This is a genomic window from Kribbella italica, from assembly GCF_014205135.1.
GTDB classification, from domain to species: domain Bacteria; phylum Actinomycetota; class Actinomycetes; order Propionibacteriales; family Kribbellaceae; genus Kribbella; species Kribbella italica.
Genome location: NZ_JACHMY010000001.1, coordinates 4876143 through 4892094, shown reverse-complemented (window position 1 = coordinate 4892094; position 15952 = coordinate 4876143). Strand labels below are relative to the sequence as shown.

Annotated in this window: 13 protein-coding genes; 8 read left to right on the top strand and 5 right to left on the bottom strand. The window is 70.2% G+C overall.

The genetic code is table 11. The features are described from left to right. Positions 1–90 precede the first annotated feature (90 nt). From HDA39_RS22725 to HDA39_RS22715, 3 genes are all read left to right on the top strand, one after another. Positions 91–1044, top strand: a complete 954-nt coding sequence (locus HDA39_RS22725; RefSeq protein WP_184798175.1) for an ATP-binding cassette domain-containing protein — start codon at positions 91–93, stop codon at positions 1042–1044. Beyond that, positions 1041–1823 carry an ABC transporter permease gene (locus HDA39_RS22720; protein ID WP_184798173.1) on the top strand — a complete coding sequence of 261 codons (783 nt, stop codon included), beginning with the start codon at positions 1041–1043 and terminating at the stop codon, positions 1821–1823. Before HDA39_RS22725 ends, HDA39_RS22720 begins: the two co-directional genes overlap by 4 nt. A 210-nt stretch (positions 1824–2033) precedes the next feature. Next, a complete protein-coding gene (locus HDA39_RS22715; RefSeq protein WP_337925851.1) occupies positions 2034–3497 on the top strand; it encodes an LCP family protein in 1464 nt (487 codons plus the stop codon). Here HDA39_RS22715 and HDA39_RS22710 read toward each other — a convergent pair. Continuing rightward, entirely contained in the window at positions 3494–4078 is a 585-nt protein-coding gene (locus HDA39_RS22710; RefSeq protein WP_184798169.1) for a TetR/AcrR family transcriptional regulator, read from the bottom strand. The two genes, HDA39_RS22715 and HDA39_RS22710, sit on opposite strands and share 4 nt — an antisense overlap. Positions 4079–4181: 103 nt before the next feature. Between HDA39_RS22710 and HDA39_RS22705 the strand changes: the two genes are divergently transcribed. After that, the gene (locus HDA39_RS22705; protein WP_184798167.1) at positions 4182–5003 is read left to right on the top strand and encodes an SDR family NAD(P)-dependent oxidoreductase; all 822 of its coding nucleotides are present in this window, start codon (positions 4182–4184) and stop codon (positions 5001–5003) included. 15 nt (positions 5004–5018) lie between these two features. Here HDA39_RS22705 and HDA39_RS22700 read toward each other — a convergent pair whose 3' ends face one another. Next, a complete protein-coding gene (locus HDA39_RS22700; RefSeq protein ID WP_184798164.1) occupies positions 5019–5393 on the bottom strand; it encodes a YciI family protein in 375 nt (124 codons plus the stop codon). A gap of 948 nt (positions 5394–6341) precedes the next feature. Between HDA39_RS22700 and HDA39_RS22695 the strand changes: the two genes are divergently transcribed. The 3 genes from HDA39_RS22695 (at position 6342) to HDA39_RS22685 (ending at position 8912) form a co-directional block, all read left to right on the top strand. Then, positions 6342–7598: a sigma-70 family RNA polymerase sigma factor gene (locus HDA39_RS22695; protein WP_184798162.1), complete on the top strand. Its 1257-nt coding sequence runs from the start codon at positions 6342–6344 to the stop codon at positions 7596–7598. Positions 7599–7692: 94 nt separating this feature from the next. Further along, a complete protein-coding gene (locus tag HDA39_RS22690) occupies positions 7693–8469 on the top strand; it encodes an alpha/beta fold hydrolase (RefSeq protein WP_184798160.1) in 777 nt (258 codons plus the stop codon). Beyond that, positions 8466–8912, top strand: coding sequence for a YdeI/OmpD-associated family protein (locus tag HDA39_RS22685; RefSeq protein WP_184798158.1), 447 nt, complete (start codon positions 8466–8468; stop codon positions 8910–8912). Before HDA39_RS22690 ends, HDA39_RS22685 begins: the two co-directional genes overlap by 4 nt. Before the next feature lie 51 nt (positions 8913–8963). On the opposite strand, the gene HDA39_RS22680 is transcribed toward HDA39_RS22685, so the two are convergent. From HDA39_RS22680 to HDA39_RS22670, 3 genes are all read right to left on the bottom strand, one after another. Next, positions 8964–9590 (bottom strand): superoxide dismutase, encoded by a 627-nt coding sequence (locus tag HDA39_RS22680; protein ID WP_184798156.1) that lies wholly within the window; start codon positions 9588–9590, stop codon positions 8964–8966. A 176-nt stretch (positions 9591–9766) separates the two neighbouring features. Beyond that, positions 9767–11080 carry an MFS transporter gene (locus HDA39_RS22675; protein WP_184798155.1) on the bottom strand — a complete coding sequence of 438 codons (1314 nt, stop codon included), beginning with the start codon at positions 11078–11080 and terminating at the stop codon, positions 9767–9769. A gap of 516 nt (positions 11081–11596) precedes the next feature. After that, a complete protein-coding gene (locus HDA39_RS22670) occupies positions 11597–12610 on the bottom strand; it encodes a methyltransferase (RefSeq protein WP_184798153.1) in 1014 nt (337 codons plus the stop codon). Between the two features lie 327 nt (positions 12611–12937). Between HDA39_RS22670 and HDA39_RS22665 the strand changes: the two genes are divergently transcribed. Then, a complete protein-coding gene (locus HDA39_RS22665) occupies positions 12938–15916 on the top strand; it encodes a glycine--tRNA ligase (RefSeq protein WP_202894003.1) in 2979 nt (992 codons plus the stop codon). The last annotated feature ends 36 nt before the right edge of the window (positions 15917–15952 follow it).

Sequence of the window (15952 nt, the reverse complement as noted above, 5' to 3'; positions counted from 1 at the left end):
TCCAACCGCTCGTCGTTGACCCGATCGTACCCGAATCGTACGGTGTACGGTACGCCGTACCGAACCAACGGAACGAAGAACGAGGTGGAAGTGACTGCAGAACGCGTGATCGTCGCGGACGACGTGCGCAAGAACTACCCCGGCGGCACCGAGGGGGCGGGCCTGAACGGGTTCGACCTCGAGGTGGCGGCCGGGTCGGTGGTGGGACTGCTCGGCCCGAACGGCGCCGGTAAGACCACCGCGGTCCGGATCCTGTCCACCCTGCTCGACCTGGACTCCGGCCGGGCGAGCGTCGCGGGGTACGACGTCAGCCGGCAGGGCCAGGAGGTGAGGAAGCGGATCGGGCTGGTCGGCCAGTACGCCGCGGTCGACGAGATCCTCACCGGCCGGCAGAACCTGGTGCTGTTCGGCCGGCTCAACCACCTGCCGCGCAAGGCGGCCCAGAGCCGCGCCGACGAGCTGCTCGAACGGTTCTCCCTGCACGGCGCCGCAGACCAGGCGGCGAGCAAGTACTCCGGAGGCATGCGCCGAAGGCTGGATCTGGCCGCCAGCCTGATCGTTGCCCCGGCACTGCTGTTCGTCGACGAACCGACCACCGGGCTGGATCCCGCGGGCCGGCGCGAGGTCTGGTCCGCGGTCCGCGACCTCGTGAAGTCCGGTACGACGGTGCTGCTGACCACGCAGTACCTGGAAGAAGCCGACCAGCTCGCCGACCGGATCTCGATGCTCAAGGAGGGCCGAGTCGTTGCCGAAGGCACCCCTGACCAGCTGAAGGCGCGGCTCGGCGGCGACTGGCTGGACCTCGTCCTGGCCGACCCGGCCGACGTACCGAAGGTCCAGGCGCTGGTCGAGCGGTACGCCGACGGCGAGGTCCGGGTCGAGGACCTGACCGTCAGCGTCCCGGTCCGGGACCGCACGAAGGCGCTGGTGGAAGTCGCCACCGCGCTGCACGACGTACAGATCGAACCGGAGGACATCACGCTGAGACGACCGACGCTGGACGAAGTGTTCCTGCACCTGACCGGATCGGGGGTGGCCGCATGAGGTGGGCCCTGGTCGACGGCTGGACGATCGCGCAGCGCACGTTGCTGCACTGGCGGATGCAGCCCGGTTTGGTGATCTTCGGGTGGTTGTTCCCGGTGCTGATGCTGCTGATGTTCGGGGCGCTGCTCGGCGGAGCGATGGAGATGCCGGGCGGGACGTCGTACTACGAACTGCTGGTGCCGGGGATCTTCGCGCTGTCGATGCTCTTCGGGCTGGAGGGCACGATGACCGCGATCACGACCGACGCGGCGAAGGGGGTGACGGACCGGTTCCGGTCGCTGCCGATGAGCTCGGCGGCGGTCGTCCTGGGCCGGTGCATCGCGGACATGCTCGACTCGGTGGTCACGCTGGTCGTGCTGGCCGCGACCGGGCTCGCGCTCGGCTGGCGGTGGCACGGGTCGCTGCTGGAGGCGCTGGCGGCGTTCGGGCTGCTCCTGCTGCTCCGGTTCGCGCTGCTCTGGGTCGGGATCTTCATCGGGTTGTCGGTCCGCAACGCGCAGTCGGTGACCGTGATCCAGGTGGCGATCTGGCCGATCGGGTTCCTGTCGAGCGCGTTCGTGAACACCTCGACGATGCCGGACTGGCTCGGCGCGGTCGCGCAGTGGAACCCGATGTCGTCGACGGCGACCGCGGCCCGGGCGCTGTTCGGCAACCCGGGCGGATCGGCGGGGTCGTGGATCGGTGAGCACGCCCTGGCCGGAGCGGTGATCTGGCCGCTACTCATGGTGGTCGTCTTCCTGCCTTTGTCGGCCCGCAGGTTCCGAAACCTGTCCCGCTAGAACCGGCGCGATTGGCGCGTGAACGAGTAGACTTTCCACCGAGGTAAACCGATCGATCCCGCCCAGCGTCTGACAAGTGTGCGGCCTGGGTACCGGCTTTCCAGGCCACAGGGCATCGACAGGGGAACCATGGGTCGTCGTTCACGCGCCACCCGCGCGGAGGGGACAGGAACCGGCACGCCGGACAGGCGGCACAGCCGGGCCAGAACCGTGCCGCAATCACTCGGTCTGACCCTGATCAGCGCCCTCCTGCCCGGAAGCGGGCTGATTCTCGGCGGACGCCGCCGGATCGGTGCGGTCGTGCTCACGCTCACCCTCGGGCTGATCGGCTTCGGCCTGTACGTCGGGTTCTGGCGCCGCGACGACGTCGTCCAGTCCAGCGTCGTGCCGAACCGGCTGGTCGGGGTCGCGATCGCGATCGGCGCGCTGGCCCTCGGCTGGGTGATCGTCGTTGTCGCCTCGCACCGGTTGTTGCGCCCGGCAACGGGTGGGCCCGGCGGGCGGGCGGCCGGCGCGGTCTTCGTCGGGCTGCTCTGCTTCGCGATCAGCGCGCCGGCGGCGGTCGGCGTCCAGAGTGTGCTCGCGCAGCGCGACCTGGTCACCAACGTGTTCGTCTCGCAGGGCGAGAGCAAGAGCGCGACCCGGCCGCAGACGGTGAACGTGAAGGACCCGTGGGAGGACAAGCCGCGGGTCAACCTCCTGCTGCTCGGCGGGGACGACGGCAAGGGACGGATCGGCGTCCGGACCGACACCGTGATCGTCGCGAGCATCGACACCAAGACCGGGGACACCGCGCTGATCTCGCTGCCGCGGCAGCTGATGTTCATGCCGTTCCCGAAGGAATCGCCGCTGCACAAGATCTACCCGAACGGTTTCGGCAAGGAAGGGCTCAGCCTGACCGGCCGGCTGGAGTGGATGCTGACGGCGATGTACCAGAACATCCCCGCGGCGCACCCCGGCATCCTCGGCCCGTCCGACAACGAGGGCGCCGACGTCCTCAAGCAGTCCGTCGGCGAGGCGACCGGGCTGCCCATCGACTACTACCTCCAGGTCAACCTGCAGGGCTTCGACCAGATCGTCGACGCGCTCGGCGGCATCACCGTGAACGTCAACGAGCGGGTCGCGATGGGCGGCATCAGCAGCTCGCACATTCCACCCGGCCAGTGGATCGAGCCCGGCCCGAACCAGCACCTGGACGGCTTCAAGGCGCTGTGGTTCGCCCGCGGCCGGTACGGCGCCGACGACGACCAGCGCCAGATCCGCCAGCGCTGCGCGATCAAGGGCATCGTCGACGCGGCCGACCCGAAGACCCTGGCCACGAAGTACCAGGCGATCGCACGGGCCGGCAAGAACCTGCTCCGCACCGACATCCCGCAGGAGATCCTCCCGGCGCTCGTCCAGCTCGCGCTGAGGGTGAAGTCGGGCACGGTCTCCAACGTCGCCCTGGACCAGTCGAAGCTGAAGCTGAAGTACCTGCACCCCGACTACGACGGTCTGCGCGAAACCATCGAGAAGGCCCTCGACCACGAGCCGGTCACCACGACGCAGGCCCCGCCGACGACACCGCCTCCCGGCAAACTCAACCGTCCGGGGCAGCCGACCACGCCGCCCGCCGGTCCGACCGAAGATCTTCGCGACGCCTGCGCGTATCAGCCGCCGGGTGAGACGCCTTAATCCTCGGCAGGGACCGGGATCGGGCGGCCGAAGAGGGCCTCGCCGACGGTGGCCAGGTGGGGCATCAGGTCCTGCTCGGTGGCCTTGGTGAGGGTGGGGGTGCCGACGGCGGTGCGGAGGATGCCGATGCCGAGCAGCCAGGCCGCGAACAGCTCGGTGCGGAGGTCGGCGTCGTCGTTGCCGTCGGCAAGCTCTTTCAGGACGCCGAGATAGCCGTTGCAGACCTGTTCGCGGACGCGGTCGCGCATGTCCTCGTGGCCGGCTGAGCGGAGCATCGCGATGAGCGGGTGCTCGCCGGCGTACTCGGCCCAGTCCTCGAAGACGAGGTCGCGCAGGAGCTTCGCGGGGAGTTTGTCGAGCGGGCCGTCGGGCAGGACGACGGGTTCGCTCGAGGTGGCCATCGCCTCGGTGAACAGCTGCGACTTCGAGCCGAAGTAGCGGAACACCAGTGCCGGGTCGACGCCGACGTCCCCGGCGACGTCGCGCACGCTCGCGCCGTCGTACCCGTCTCTGGCGAAGCGGACGCGAGCGCAGTCCAGCAGCCGCGCGCGGGTCGCCTCGCGATCGCGTTTGTGCGCCATCCGGTCCTCCCGTGGGTCAAGTCATCGATCGTTGACATGGTAGCGCGGCGATGCTTAGTCTCTAAGTAAGTCATCGATCGATGACTTAGGGACGGAGGCTGGGATGAAGAACGTCGTGGTGGCCGGTGGTACGACCGGGATGGGCCGGGTGATCGCGCTGTACCACCTGCGGCAGGGCGCCCGGGTGACGGTGATCGGCAGTACGCCGGCGCGCGGCGAGCAGTTCCTCGCCGACGCGGCCGCGCTCGGTGCGGGGGAGCGGGCCGGCTTCGTACGCGCGGACCTGCGTTCGGTCGCGGAGAACCACCGGGTCGTCGCCGAGATCGAGGCGCGGCACGAGGCGCTGGACGGTTTGGTGCTGACGCAGCTGATGCCGTTCGTGAAGCGGTACGAGACGGTCGACGGGTTCGAGGGGGTCTTCTCGCTGTACTACGTGAGCCGGTTCGTCCTGAGCTATCGGTTGACCGGTCTGCTCGAACGCGGTGACATGCCGCTCGTGGTCAGCGTCGGTGCGACCGGCATCACGAAGGGGGCGGTGAACTGGGGAGATCCGCAGTTCGCTGCGTCGTACGGGATGGTGAAGGCGATGGTCAGCGCCGGGCGGGCGAATGATCTGCTGGGGGTGCATTACGTGCAGAACCATCCGGACGGGCGGACGAAGTATCTGCAGTTGCGGCCGTGGTACACCGACAGCGGCACCAACCATTTGCCGCAGCCTCATCGGACGGTGGCTCGTGCGTTGGGGAAGGTGTTCGCGAAGTCCCCCGAGGAGAGCATCCGCGGGACCATCGCTTTGATGGACGACCAGCCCGCCGAGCGCCTGATCCTGCGAGCCCTCGACAAGCCGGTCGATCCTTCGCTGCGGACGTTCAACCCCGCGGACGCCCAGCGGCTCTACGAGTTGACCAAGGGAGTCCTCAGGTGAGCGCCCGGCAGACCTTCAGTTGAACAGGTCGGAGTCCGGGCCGAAGTCGGCCTCGTCGACGACCCGGCGGACCTCGACCTCCTGGTCCAGCGCCTCGGCCAGCCGCGCGGCCCACTCGATCGCCTCGTCGGCGTTGCGGACCTCGACGACGATGATCCCGCCGATCAGCTCCTTGGTCTCGGCGAACGGCCCATCGGTCACGGTCCGCTTGCCGTTGGACACCTTCACCCGAGCACCCAGCGCACTCCGGTGCACCCCCTCGGCCACCAGCAGCACACCAGCCTTCGACAGATCGTCGACCAGCGCCCCGACGTTCGCCGCGACCTCGTCACTCACCTGCACCCCAGCCTCGGTCGCCTCATCGGCCTTGTTGATGATCATGTAACGCATCTGCTGCCCACTCCCTCGCTCATCGGTCGATCACTTACTCTCACGTCGACCGGCTAACTACCAGATCGACACACCCCCAAAGATTTCTCGGTACGCCGGTACGCCCGCCGCCGCCGGCCGCCCGCCGCCGCCGGCCGCCCGCCGCCGCCGGCCGCACGCCGCTGCCGCCCGGCGATCCGGCACGCCGCCATCCATCCATCCATCGCGGACCTACTCCAACTACTTCCCGGCCGCAGCGACCTCACCCCCGCCGACCTTCCCGGCCGCATCGCCGCCGACCTCAGCCGGACGCGGCACCCGCCGCCCACCCCTCCCGCGGCCCACGCATCCGGCACCCGCCGCCATCCGCCCGCCCGGCGCCCACCCGCCACCGATCCGGCACGCCGCCATCCATCCATCGCGGACCTACTCCACCTACTTCCCGGCCGCAGCGACCTCACCCCCGCCGACCTCCCCGGCCGCGTCGCCGACCACCCCAGCCGGGATGCGGGTTACCGGGGAGGGCACCCGGGGGGAGGGCGAGTCCGCCGGCGAGTCCGGCCAACGGGGAGGGGTGCCGGTCTGCGTCCAGGCCGGAAGCCGACCGCTCGCCTGGCGAGGCTTCTGCCGACCGCCCCGGCGGCATCGCCGACCACCCGACCGGGATGCGGAGTCACCGGGGGAGTCACGCGGGGCACCCGGGCACAGGCCGGCGACGTACAGCGTTTGCCGGTCCGCGGTCCCCGGGGCGGAGAGCCCGATCGGTAGCACGGCTGGGGCCGGTCCAGAGACGGCCGGTAGGGCGGGAGCCGGTACAGAGACGGCCGGCAGGGCGGGAGCCGGTTCGGAGACGGCTGGTACGGCGGGCGCCCTCGCCACGAACCGCCTCCCCGTCGTACCGGCTCCCCATCCCCCCACTCCCGTCGTACCAGCTTGCTCTGACCCCGTGTGTGCTGTTCTATCGGTCGGGTGACGGTGACGGACACGCACGGGGCGATCGACGCGGTCTGGCGGATCGAGTCGGCCAGGATCGTGGCCGGGGTGGCGCGGATCGTCCGCGACGTCGGCCTTGCCGAGGAACTCGCACAGGACGCCCTGGTCGCGGCGCTCGAGCAGTGGCCGGAGTCCGGCGTCCCAAGGAATCCCGGCGCCTGGCTGATGGCGATCGCCAAGCGGCGGGCGATCGACCTGATCCGGCGCAAGGAGACCTACCAGCGCAAGCTCGCCGAGATGGGGCACGAGCTGGAGATCGACGGGGACTCGGTCGAGGACGACGTCCAGGCGATCCTCGAGGACACCATCGAGGACGATCTCCTGCGGCTCGTGTTCACCGCGTGCCATCCGGTGATCACCACCGACGCGCGGGTCAGCCTGACGCTGAGGCTGCTCGGTGGGCTGAAGACCGACGAGATCGCCCGCGCGTTCCTGGCGCCCGAGGCAACGATCGCGCAGCGGATCGTCCGCGCGAAGAAGAACCTCGCGAAGGCCGAGGTCGGCTTCGAGGTCCCGACCGGGGACGAGCTGCTGAGTCGCCTCGGGTCGGTGCTCGAGGTCGTCTACCTGATCTACAACGAGGGCTACTCGGCGACCGCGGGCGACGACTGGATGCGCCCGACGCTCTGCAACGAGGCGATCCGGCTCGGCCGCCTGCTCGCCCAGCTGATGCCGCAGGAGCCCGAGGTGCACGGCCTGCTCGCGCTGATGGAGCTGCAGTCGTCGCGCGCGAAGGCCCGGGTCGGCCCGACGGGCGAGCCGGTGCTGCTGCTCGACCAGGACCGCCGCCGCTGGGATCGCCTGCTGATCCGCCGCGGTCTCGAGAGCATCGACCGCGCCTGGGCGCTGGAGGGTGAGCCCGGTCCGTACCTGCTGCAGGCCGCCATCGCCGCGTGTCACGCGCGAGCGGCCGAGGCCGACGACACCGATTGGGCGCGGATCGCAGGCCTGTACGCCGTACTGGCTGCTGTCGTGCCCTCGCCGGTGGTCGAGTTGAACCGCGCGGTCGCGATCTCGATGGCGTTCGGCCCGGAGAACGGGCTGGTCGCGGTCGACGCACTGCTCGAGGAGCCGGCGCTGAAGGACTACCACCTGCTGCCGAGCGTCCGGGGCGATCTGCTGTTCAAGCTCGGACGGCTGGACGAAGCGCGCGCGGAGTTCGAGCGCGCCGCTTCACTCACCCGTAACGAGCGGGAACGAGCGCTGCTCTTGGACCGCGCTGCCGCCTGCTGAAACTTTCTCCCCAGCGGTGTCGATCCACGGCCGAGGTGTTCGACGCAGTGGTGTGAGGCCGGGATCGCGGCCCCTGAACGCTAGGAGAACACCCATGGACAAGGTCACCTCGGCCGACGGTACGACGATCGCCTACGACCGGCTCGGCGCGGGACCCGCCGTCGTCCTGGTCTGCGGCGGCTCGGTCGACCGGATGTCGAACGCGCCGCTGGCCGCGCTGCTGGCGGAGCACTTCACCGTCTACAACTACGACCGCCGCGGCCGCGGCGACTCCGGCGACGCCGCCGAGTACGCCGTCGAGCGGGAGTTCGAGGACCTCGACGCGATCTTCGCGGCGGCCGGCGGATCGGCCTGCTTGTACGGTACGTCGTCCGGCGCGGCGCTGGCGTTGCTCGCGACGGCGTCCGGGCGGCCCGTCTCGCGCCTGGCGCTCTGGGAGCCGCCGTACATCCTGGACGGCGGCCGGCCGCGGCCGCCGGCGAACACGGCCGACATCTTCCGGGACTTCGTCGCGGCCGGCCGGCGGGACGCGGCGGCGGAGTACTTCATGGCGGAGGTCGTGGGGCTGCCGCCGGAGTTCGTCGCGATGGCGAAGGCCTCGCCGTGGTGGCCGGCGCAGGAGGCGATCGCGCACACGCTTGCGTACGACGCGACGGTGATGGGCGACTACTCGGTACCGGTCGATGCCGTCGGCAAGGTGAGCGTGCCGACCCGGGTGCTCACCGGCGGCGCGTCGTGGCAGTGGATGGTCGACGGGAACCAGGCGGTCGTCGCCGGGCTGTCCGACGGGAGTCACCGTACGCTCGACGGCCAGGAGCACAACGTCGACCCGGCCGTGATGGCCGCCGCGCTGAAGGAGTTCTTCGGATGAAGTTCCGGACCGTCCTGATCGGGACGACGAAGGTCGGCTTCGAGGTGCCGCCGGAGATCGTCGAGTCCTTCGGCGCCGGCAAGAAGCCCGCCGTACGAGTGACCATCGGCAGCCACACCTACCGCAGTACGGTCGCGGTGATGGGCGGGGTCTTCATGGTCGGCGTCAGCGCGGAGAATCGCGCGGCCGCCGGTGTCGCGGGAGGCGACGAGGTCGAGATCACGCTCGAACTCGACACGGCGCCGCGGGAGGTCGCCGTACCAGCTGACTTCGCTGAGGCCCTGGCAGCCAACTCCACAGCGAAGGACTTCTACGAGACCCTCTCCTACAGTCAGCGCCGCTGGTTCGTCCTGGGCATCGAAGAGGCGAAGAAGCCCGAGACCCGCAGGAACCGGATCGAGAAGGCAGTCGAAAGACTGGCCTCAGGCCGCGGCCAGCGCTGACGACCTGCGGTGCGTCCGGAGCGAGTGCTCCGGACGCTGCAGGTACTTCTACTAACCGACGGTGATCAGACCGCCGGCGTTGGTGCGGGCGGCGTCGAAGCGGGCCTGGGCGTCGGCCCAGTTCACCACGTTCCACCACGCCTTGACGTAGTCCGGCTTGACGTTCTTGTACTGCAGGTAGAAGGCGTGCTCCCACATGTCCAGCATCACCAGCGGGATCTGGCCGGCCGGCAGCTGGCCCTGCTGGTCGTACAGCTGGTGGATCAGCAGTCCGCCGCCCAGCGCGTCCCAGCCGAGGATGGCCCAGCCGGACCCCTGGATGGTGGTCGCCGCCGCGGTGAAGTGCGCCTGGAACGCGTCGAACGAGCCGAACGACTCGTCGATCGCGGCCGCCAGCTCACCGTCGGGCTTGTCGCCACCCTCCGGGGACAGGTTCTTCCAGAAGATCGAGTGGTTGACGTGCCCGCCCAGGTTGAAGGCGAGGGTCTTCTCCAGCCCGACGATCGAACCGAAGTCGCCGCTCTCGCGGGCCGCGGCCAGCTTCTCGAGCGTGTCGTTGAGACCCTTCACGTAGGTGGCGTGGTGCTTGGAGTGGTGCAGCTCCATGATCTCCCCGGCGATGTGCGGCGCCAGTGCGCCGTAGTCGTAGGAAAGCTCGGGAAGCGTGTACGTGGTCAACTCTGCTCCTTCGTCAGGGCCCGCGCGGGGGCCGGTATCTCCGATGTCCTGTCTCAGCTACACCAGCTTGAAACTTCAACCACGGTTGAGGTCAAGTCACCCCGCGGGGCGGCGTGGTTCCTAACCTGTTCCCGGTCCGTCGCCGTTCACACAGGACGCGCCGGTCGCCTCCAGCTTCACATACTCCGGCCCCGCACCCACGCCGGAGGTCTCCCAGTCTCATCACAGCCCTCCGCGTCAGAGCCGCCACCTCTCGAACCACCCTCCGCAGCCCGGTCCCCGGCTACCAGACACCGAGCCAGTACGACGGGAGCCGCGCCCGCCACCACCACCGCGAGCACCCCCGGGATCAGCAAGGCCACCGGAAGCCCCGCCTGCCCGGCGACGGCCCCGATCAGCGCCGGCCCGACCAGCCCACCGCCGTAGCTGATCGTCGTCACCATCGACAGCCGCCGCCCGGACGCCCCGGAGGCCCCGAGCGCGCTCACGACCACCGGCCACACGACGGCCATCCCCGCACCGGCCAGGATCCACCCGGCCATCGCCGTACCGACGCGGGCCGTCTCGATCACACTCGACAACAGCACCAGTCCGTACCCGGCGGTCGCCGTCGCCCCGGCGTACCGGATGGTCGCTGTTGCCCCGAGCCGCGCCCGCACCGGATCCCCGACGAACCGGACGACCGTCATCGCGACGAAGAACGCGGTGTAGACGAGCGACCCGACCGCCGGATCCGCGCCCAGCACCCGGGTCGCATGGACACCGGCCCAGTCGGTCGCAGCCCCCTCGGTCAGAAACGCCGCCGCCCCGACGAGGCCCAGCCCCACGACCAGTCCCATTTGCCGCTCGTCGCCGGACGGCTGCCAGCCGGGCCGAGCCCCGGCCGACGGATCCCCGCCGGGCCGCTCTCCGCTGTCGGCGCCCGCCCCGTGCCTGTCCGCGCCGTGCTGATCGGCCGGGGTCGGAAGGTTCCTGGTGATCGCAAACCCCGCGACCACCAGCACGCCCGCGAAGAGCACCAGCACCAACTGCACCCCCAGACCCAACCGCAGCCCCGCCGTGGCCAGCGCCCCACCCAGCACCGCCCCCAACGTCCACGTCCCGTGCATCCCACCCATCACCGGCCGCCCAAGCGCCCGCTCGACCGCCACCGCCTGCAAACTCAGCGCCACGTTCAGCCCACCCGACAGCACCCCGAACCCCATCGCGGCAGCTATCAGCACCTCACCCGAAGGTGCCAGCGCCACCAAAAGCGGCGCGGGCGCCGCCGCCCGCAGCGTCCACCCGAGCAACCGCCGCCCATCCCACCGATCAGCCACCCGCCCGGCAATCGGCATCGCCACCAGCGCCCCGACGGCCAGCGCCATCAGCAGTACGCCGAGCCGCCCAACCCCCAGATCGAGCCGGGCGTCCGTCGCCGGCAACGTCGCACCCCACACGGCATTCAGCACGCCGGTCAGCCCGTAACAGATCGCGATGTGAACTCTCATACCCCGACCATCAGCCACCCCAGGCCCCGGACTCCAACACCTGTTCGGTGCTCATTCACGCACCCACGGTGTTAGTCGATCGCACCGAGCACCAACCAGGCGCCCCTTGACGAAGCCGCCGAATCTCCACCACTCACTAACCTCGTCACAGACCGACCTGCCACGCTCGCTCCCACCCGAAAAACAGCCGATCGACCTCGTTGATGAGTGGTGCGCGTCCGCCCTCTGCCCCAACGGACGCCACCGCAAGCCGCCAAGCCGCCGACCTCGCCGAGCTGCCGAGCCCCTGAGCCACCCCCAGCCGCCCCCGAGCCACCGAGCGGCGTCGCTCGTGCCGGGCACCGCGCGCCGTCGCCGGGCTGGTCGGCTCGTGCTCCCGCTGGGGCCGAGCTCCAGCTCAACGAGGTGGCACCAACGTGCACCACTGATCAACACGACCGCCGGCTGCCCGGCCACGCTCAGCCCCGGCCCCGAACACGGCGAATCGTCCCGTTGATCAGTGGTGCACGTCGGTTCTCAGGTCCCGACGAGTCGCCAGAGCGTGGTGACCTCCTTGGCGCGAGCATCCGCCAGCGGATCCGACAAGCCTCGCCGGGCTGCTTGAGCCCTCGGCTGCGCTGGTACGACGTCCGCCCCGCCGGCGATCTCCAGGCCGGCCCGGCCGATCAGCTCCGGCAGGTCCGCCCGAGAGCGCAGACCAAGGTGCTCAGCCAGGTCGGACAGGATCAGCCAGATCTCGCCGCGGGGCTGCAGGTGCTTCCGCGCGCCCAGCAGGAACCGGCTCAGCAGCTCGCCGTCCTCGTCGTATACCGCGTGATCGAGCGTGGTGATCGGCCGGGCCGGGATCCATGGTGGGTTGCAGACGATCAAGTCGGCCCGCCCGGGCGGGAACAGGTCCGCGCGGAGGACCTCGACGGGCAGGCCGAGCCGCGCCAGGTTGTCGCGCGCGCAGACCACCGCACTAGGGCTGATGTCGGTGGCGGTGACTGCGAGTCCACGCCGGGCGATTACGGCTGCCAGCACTCCGGTGCCGGTACCGATGTCGAAGGCTGTTCGACCCGGCAGGGGTGCGTCGGCCACCAGGTCGACGTACTCGGAGCGCGTCGGGGCGAAGACTCCGTAGTACGGATGGATCCGGGCGTCCAACGCCGGGATGAACACCCCGCGGCGACGGAGCTGGTGAGCCCCGATCACGCCCAGGAGTTCCTGCAGCGGCACCAACCGATCGGTGGACGGTTCGCCGTACGCCTGCAAACACGCCTGATGGACGTCGGGCGCTCGCCGGGCTCCGATCGAGTAGGTGGAGTCGAGGGGGACGAGCACGGCGTTGACCGCCTGGACCTGCCGGGCGCGTTGTCGGCGGTAGGTCTCGAAGTCGGAACCACCCGGTCTGAGGCGCCGCTTGATCGCGGCAATCACCTGCCTGCCGTTGTGCCAGTCGCCCTGCCAGAGCAGGTGGGAGCCTTGGTCGATCGCTCGGAGTACACGCGACGCGGACCACGCGTCGTCGATGACGAGAAGTGTGTTCATCAGCCGTTCCTGCTGCGGAGAAGGTGTCCAGAGGGCAGCGCGGCTCACCCGGCCGCCGAACGGCGCCGGGGAGCGGAACGGATCGATCAGTGAACGACAGGCGCGTGCACAGGTCTGGTCACCCCGCCACGCTAATCCACCCCGTCGAAGCGCCCCGAGCAGCCCCAGCCCACCCGCCCGGATTGGCCCCCGAGCACCCCGTCAGCGACGGGTGGCGCGAGCACTCGGTGGGGGCTAATAGACTTCGGAGGTCGATCCCGGTGGCTTGCCCGGCTGTCAGGGTCTTGAGATCCCCATACCGAACCCGAGGTTGTTGTCGTGCTCACCATGCAGGACGCGCTGCTCGCGCTGACGAAGTACTGGACCGACCGGGGCTGCATGGTGGTGCAGCCGTTCAACACCGAGGTGGGTGCCGGCACGCTGAACCCGGCCACCATCCTGCGGGTGCTGGGTCCCGAGCCGTGGCGGGTCGCGTACGTCGAGCCGAGTGTGCGCCCCGACGACAGCCGCTACGGCGAGAACCCGAACCGGCTGCAGACGCACACCCAGTTCCAGGTGGTGCTCAAGCCGGACCCGGGCAACCCGCAGGAACTGTTCCTGGCCAGCCTGGAAGTGCTCGGCATCGACATCCACGCCCACGACGTGCGCTTCGTCGAGGACAACTGGGCCAACCCCGCGACCGGTTCCTGGGGACTCGGCTGGGAGGTCTGGCTGGACGGGCTGGAGATCACCCAGTTCACCTACTTCCAGCAGGCCGGCGGCATGACGCTCGACCCGGTGTCGGTGGAGATCACCTACGGCATCGAGCGGATCATGATGGCGCTGCAGGGCGTCTCGCACTTCAAGGACATCGCGTACGCGCCGGGCATCTCGTACGGCGAGGCGTTCGGCCAGGCCGAGTACGAGATGAGCCGGTACTACCTCGACGACGCCGACGTGGAGAGCCAGAAGCGGCTCTTCGAGGAGTACGCCGCCGAGGCGCGCCGGATGCTGGACGCGCGCCTGCCGGTCCCGGCGCACGTCAACGTGCTGCGCTGCTCGCACACCTTCAACGTGCTCGACTCCCGCGGCGCGGTCAGTACGACGGAACGCGCGAAGGCGTTCGGCCGGATGCGCACGCTGGCTCGTGAGGTCGCGCAGCTGTGGGCCGAGCGGCGGACCGAGCTGGAGTACCCGCTGGGCAAGGCCGAGCTGCCGCCCGCGGCGCCGGAGCCGACCGAGTTCCCGAAGGTCAGTGGGACCCGTCAGCTGCTGTTCGAGATCGGTACCGAGGAGATGCCGCCGTCGGAGGTCGCGAAGACCGCCGAGTCGGTGCGCAAGGCCCTCACCGAGAAGCTGGCCGCGACGCGGCTCGGCCACGGCAAGGTGACGACGTACGCGACCCCGCGCCGGGTGGTTGCCTTCGTCACCGAGGTGCAGGCGTTCGAGCCGGACGCGGAGAAGGTTGCCCGAGGCCCCAAGAAGGCCGCGGCGTTCGATGCCGACGGCAACATCACGAAGGCCGCCGCCGGGTTCGCCCGCGGTCAGGGTGTCGACCCGTCCGAGCTGCACGACCTGGACGTCGGCGGTGTGGTCCATGTCGCGGTGACCAAGCCCGACCCGGGGCGCGGTGCCGCCGAGGTGCTGAGCGGCGTACTGAGCGAGATCGTCACCGGCCTGCGCTCGGACAAGAACATGCGCTGGAACGACGCCAAGCTGTCCTTCACCCGCCCGGTGCGCTGGCTGGTCGCGCTGCTCGGTGACCAGGTCGTCCCGGTCGCCGCGTCGACGCTGACCGCCGGCCGGATCACCCGCGTGCACCGGACGGCGGCCCAGCCGACCGTCGAGATCGCGGCCGCCGAGGGGTACCTCGACCTGCTCCGGATCCACGGCATCGAGGCCGACCCGGCCAAGCGTCGTACACAGATCGTCGAAGCGGCGCAGGAGCTGGCGGCCACGGTCGGCGGCAGCGTCGACGTCGAGGGCGAGTCCGCGCTGATCGACCAGATCGTCAACCTGGTCGAGGAACCGACCGCGATCCTGGGTGGCTTCGAGCCGGCGTACCTGGACCTGCCGGGCGAGATCCTGACCACGGTGATGCGCAAGCACCAGCGGTACCTGCCGGTGCGTTCAGCGGACGGGAAGCTGCTTCCGCACTTCGTTGCCGTGGCCAACGGTGCGGTCAAGCCGGACGTCGTCCGTGGCGGCAACGAGGGCGTGCTGCGGGCGCGGTACGAGGATGCCAGCTTCTTCTGGCGGGCCGATCTGCAGACCTCGCCGGAGACGATGAAGGGCGAGCTGGACAAACTGGCCTTCGAGCAGAAGCTCGGCTCGATGGCCCAGCGGGCCGGCCGGATCGGGCGGATCGCGCAGTCGCTCGGCAAGACCGTCGACCTCGACGGCGACGACCTGACCACGCTGAACCGGGCCGCCGAGCTGGCGAAGTTCGACCTCGGTTCGCAGATGGTCGTCGAGCTGACCAGCCTGGCCGGGACGATGGCGCGCGAGTACGCGCGTCGCGCCGGCGAGACCGAAGCGGTCGCCCAGGCCCTGTTCGACATGGAGCTGCCGCGCTCGGCCGGCGATCCGGTGCCGGCGACGATCCCGGGCGCGCTGCTCGCGCTGGCCGACCGGTTCGATCTGCTCGCCGGGCTGTTCGCGATCGGCGCGAAGCCGACCGGTTCGTCGGATCCGTTCGCCCTGCGGCGGGCCGCGGCTGGTGTGGTCGCGATCCTGCGCGAGCACCCGTCGTTGCGGGCGATCACGCTCCCCGTCGGCCTCGCCGCGGCCGCCGAGCAGATCGGTGCCCAGGGCATCGACGTACCGGCCGAGTCGCTGGCCGAGGTGTCCGAGTTCTCCGTACGCCGCTACGAGCAGCAGCTGATCGACCGCGGCGACGACCACCTCCAGGTGGCGGCGGTCCTCCCGCTCGCCGAGGCCCCGGCCCTCGCCGACGAGACCCTGGCCGAGCTCCAGCGCCAGGTCGAGACGGACGGCTTCGCCGAGCTCGTCGCCGTACTCCAGCGCGCCCGCCGGATCGTCCCGCCGGACACCGCCCCGACGTACGACGCCAGCAAGCTGACCGAGCCCGCCGAGGTCGTCCTCCACGAGGCCGTCCAGAAGGTCACCCCCGCACCGACGACCCTCGCCGAGTTCGTCCCCGCGGCATCGGTCCTGGTCGAGCCCATCACCACGTTCTTCGAGGAGATCCTGGTCATGGCCGAAGACCCGGAGGTCAAGGCCGCCCGCCTGGGCCTGCTCGCCACCATCCGCGACCTGGCCGCCCCGGTCCTCGACTGGCAGGCCCTCGGCACCAGCCTGAACTGACAAGCATCAACCACCTGCGAATGGGGTGTCCCGCCA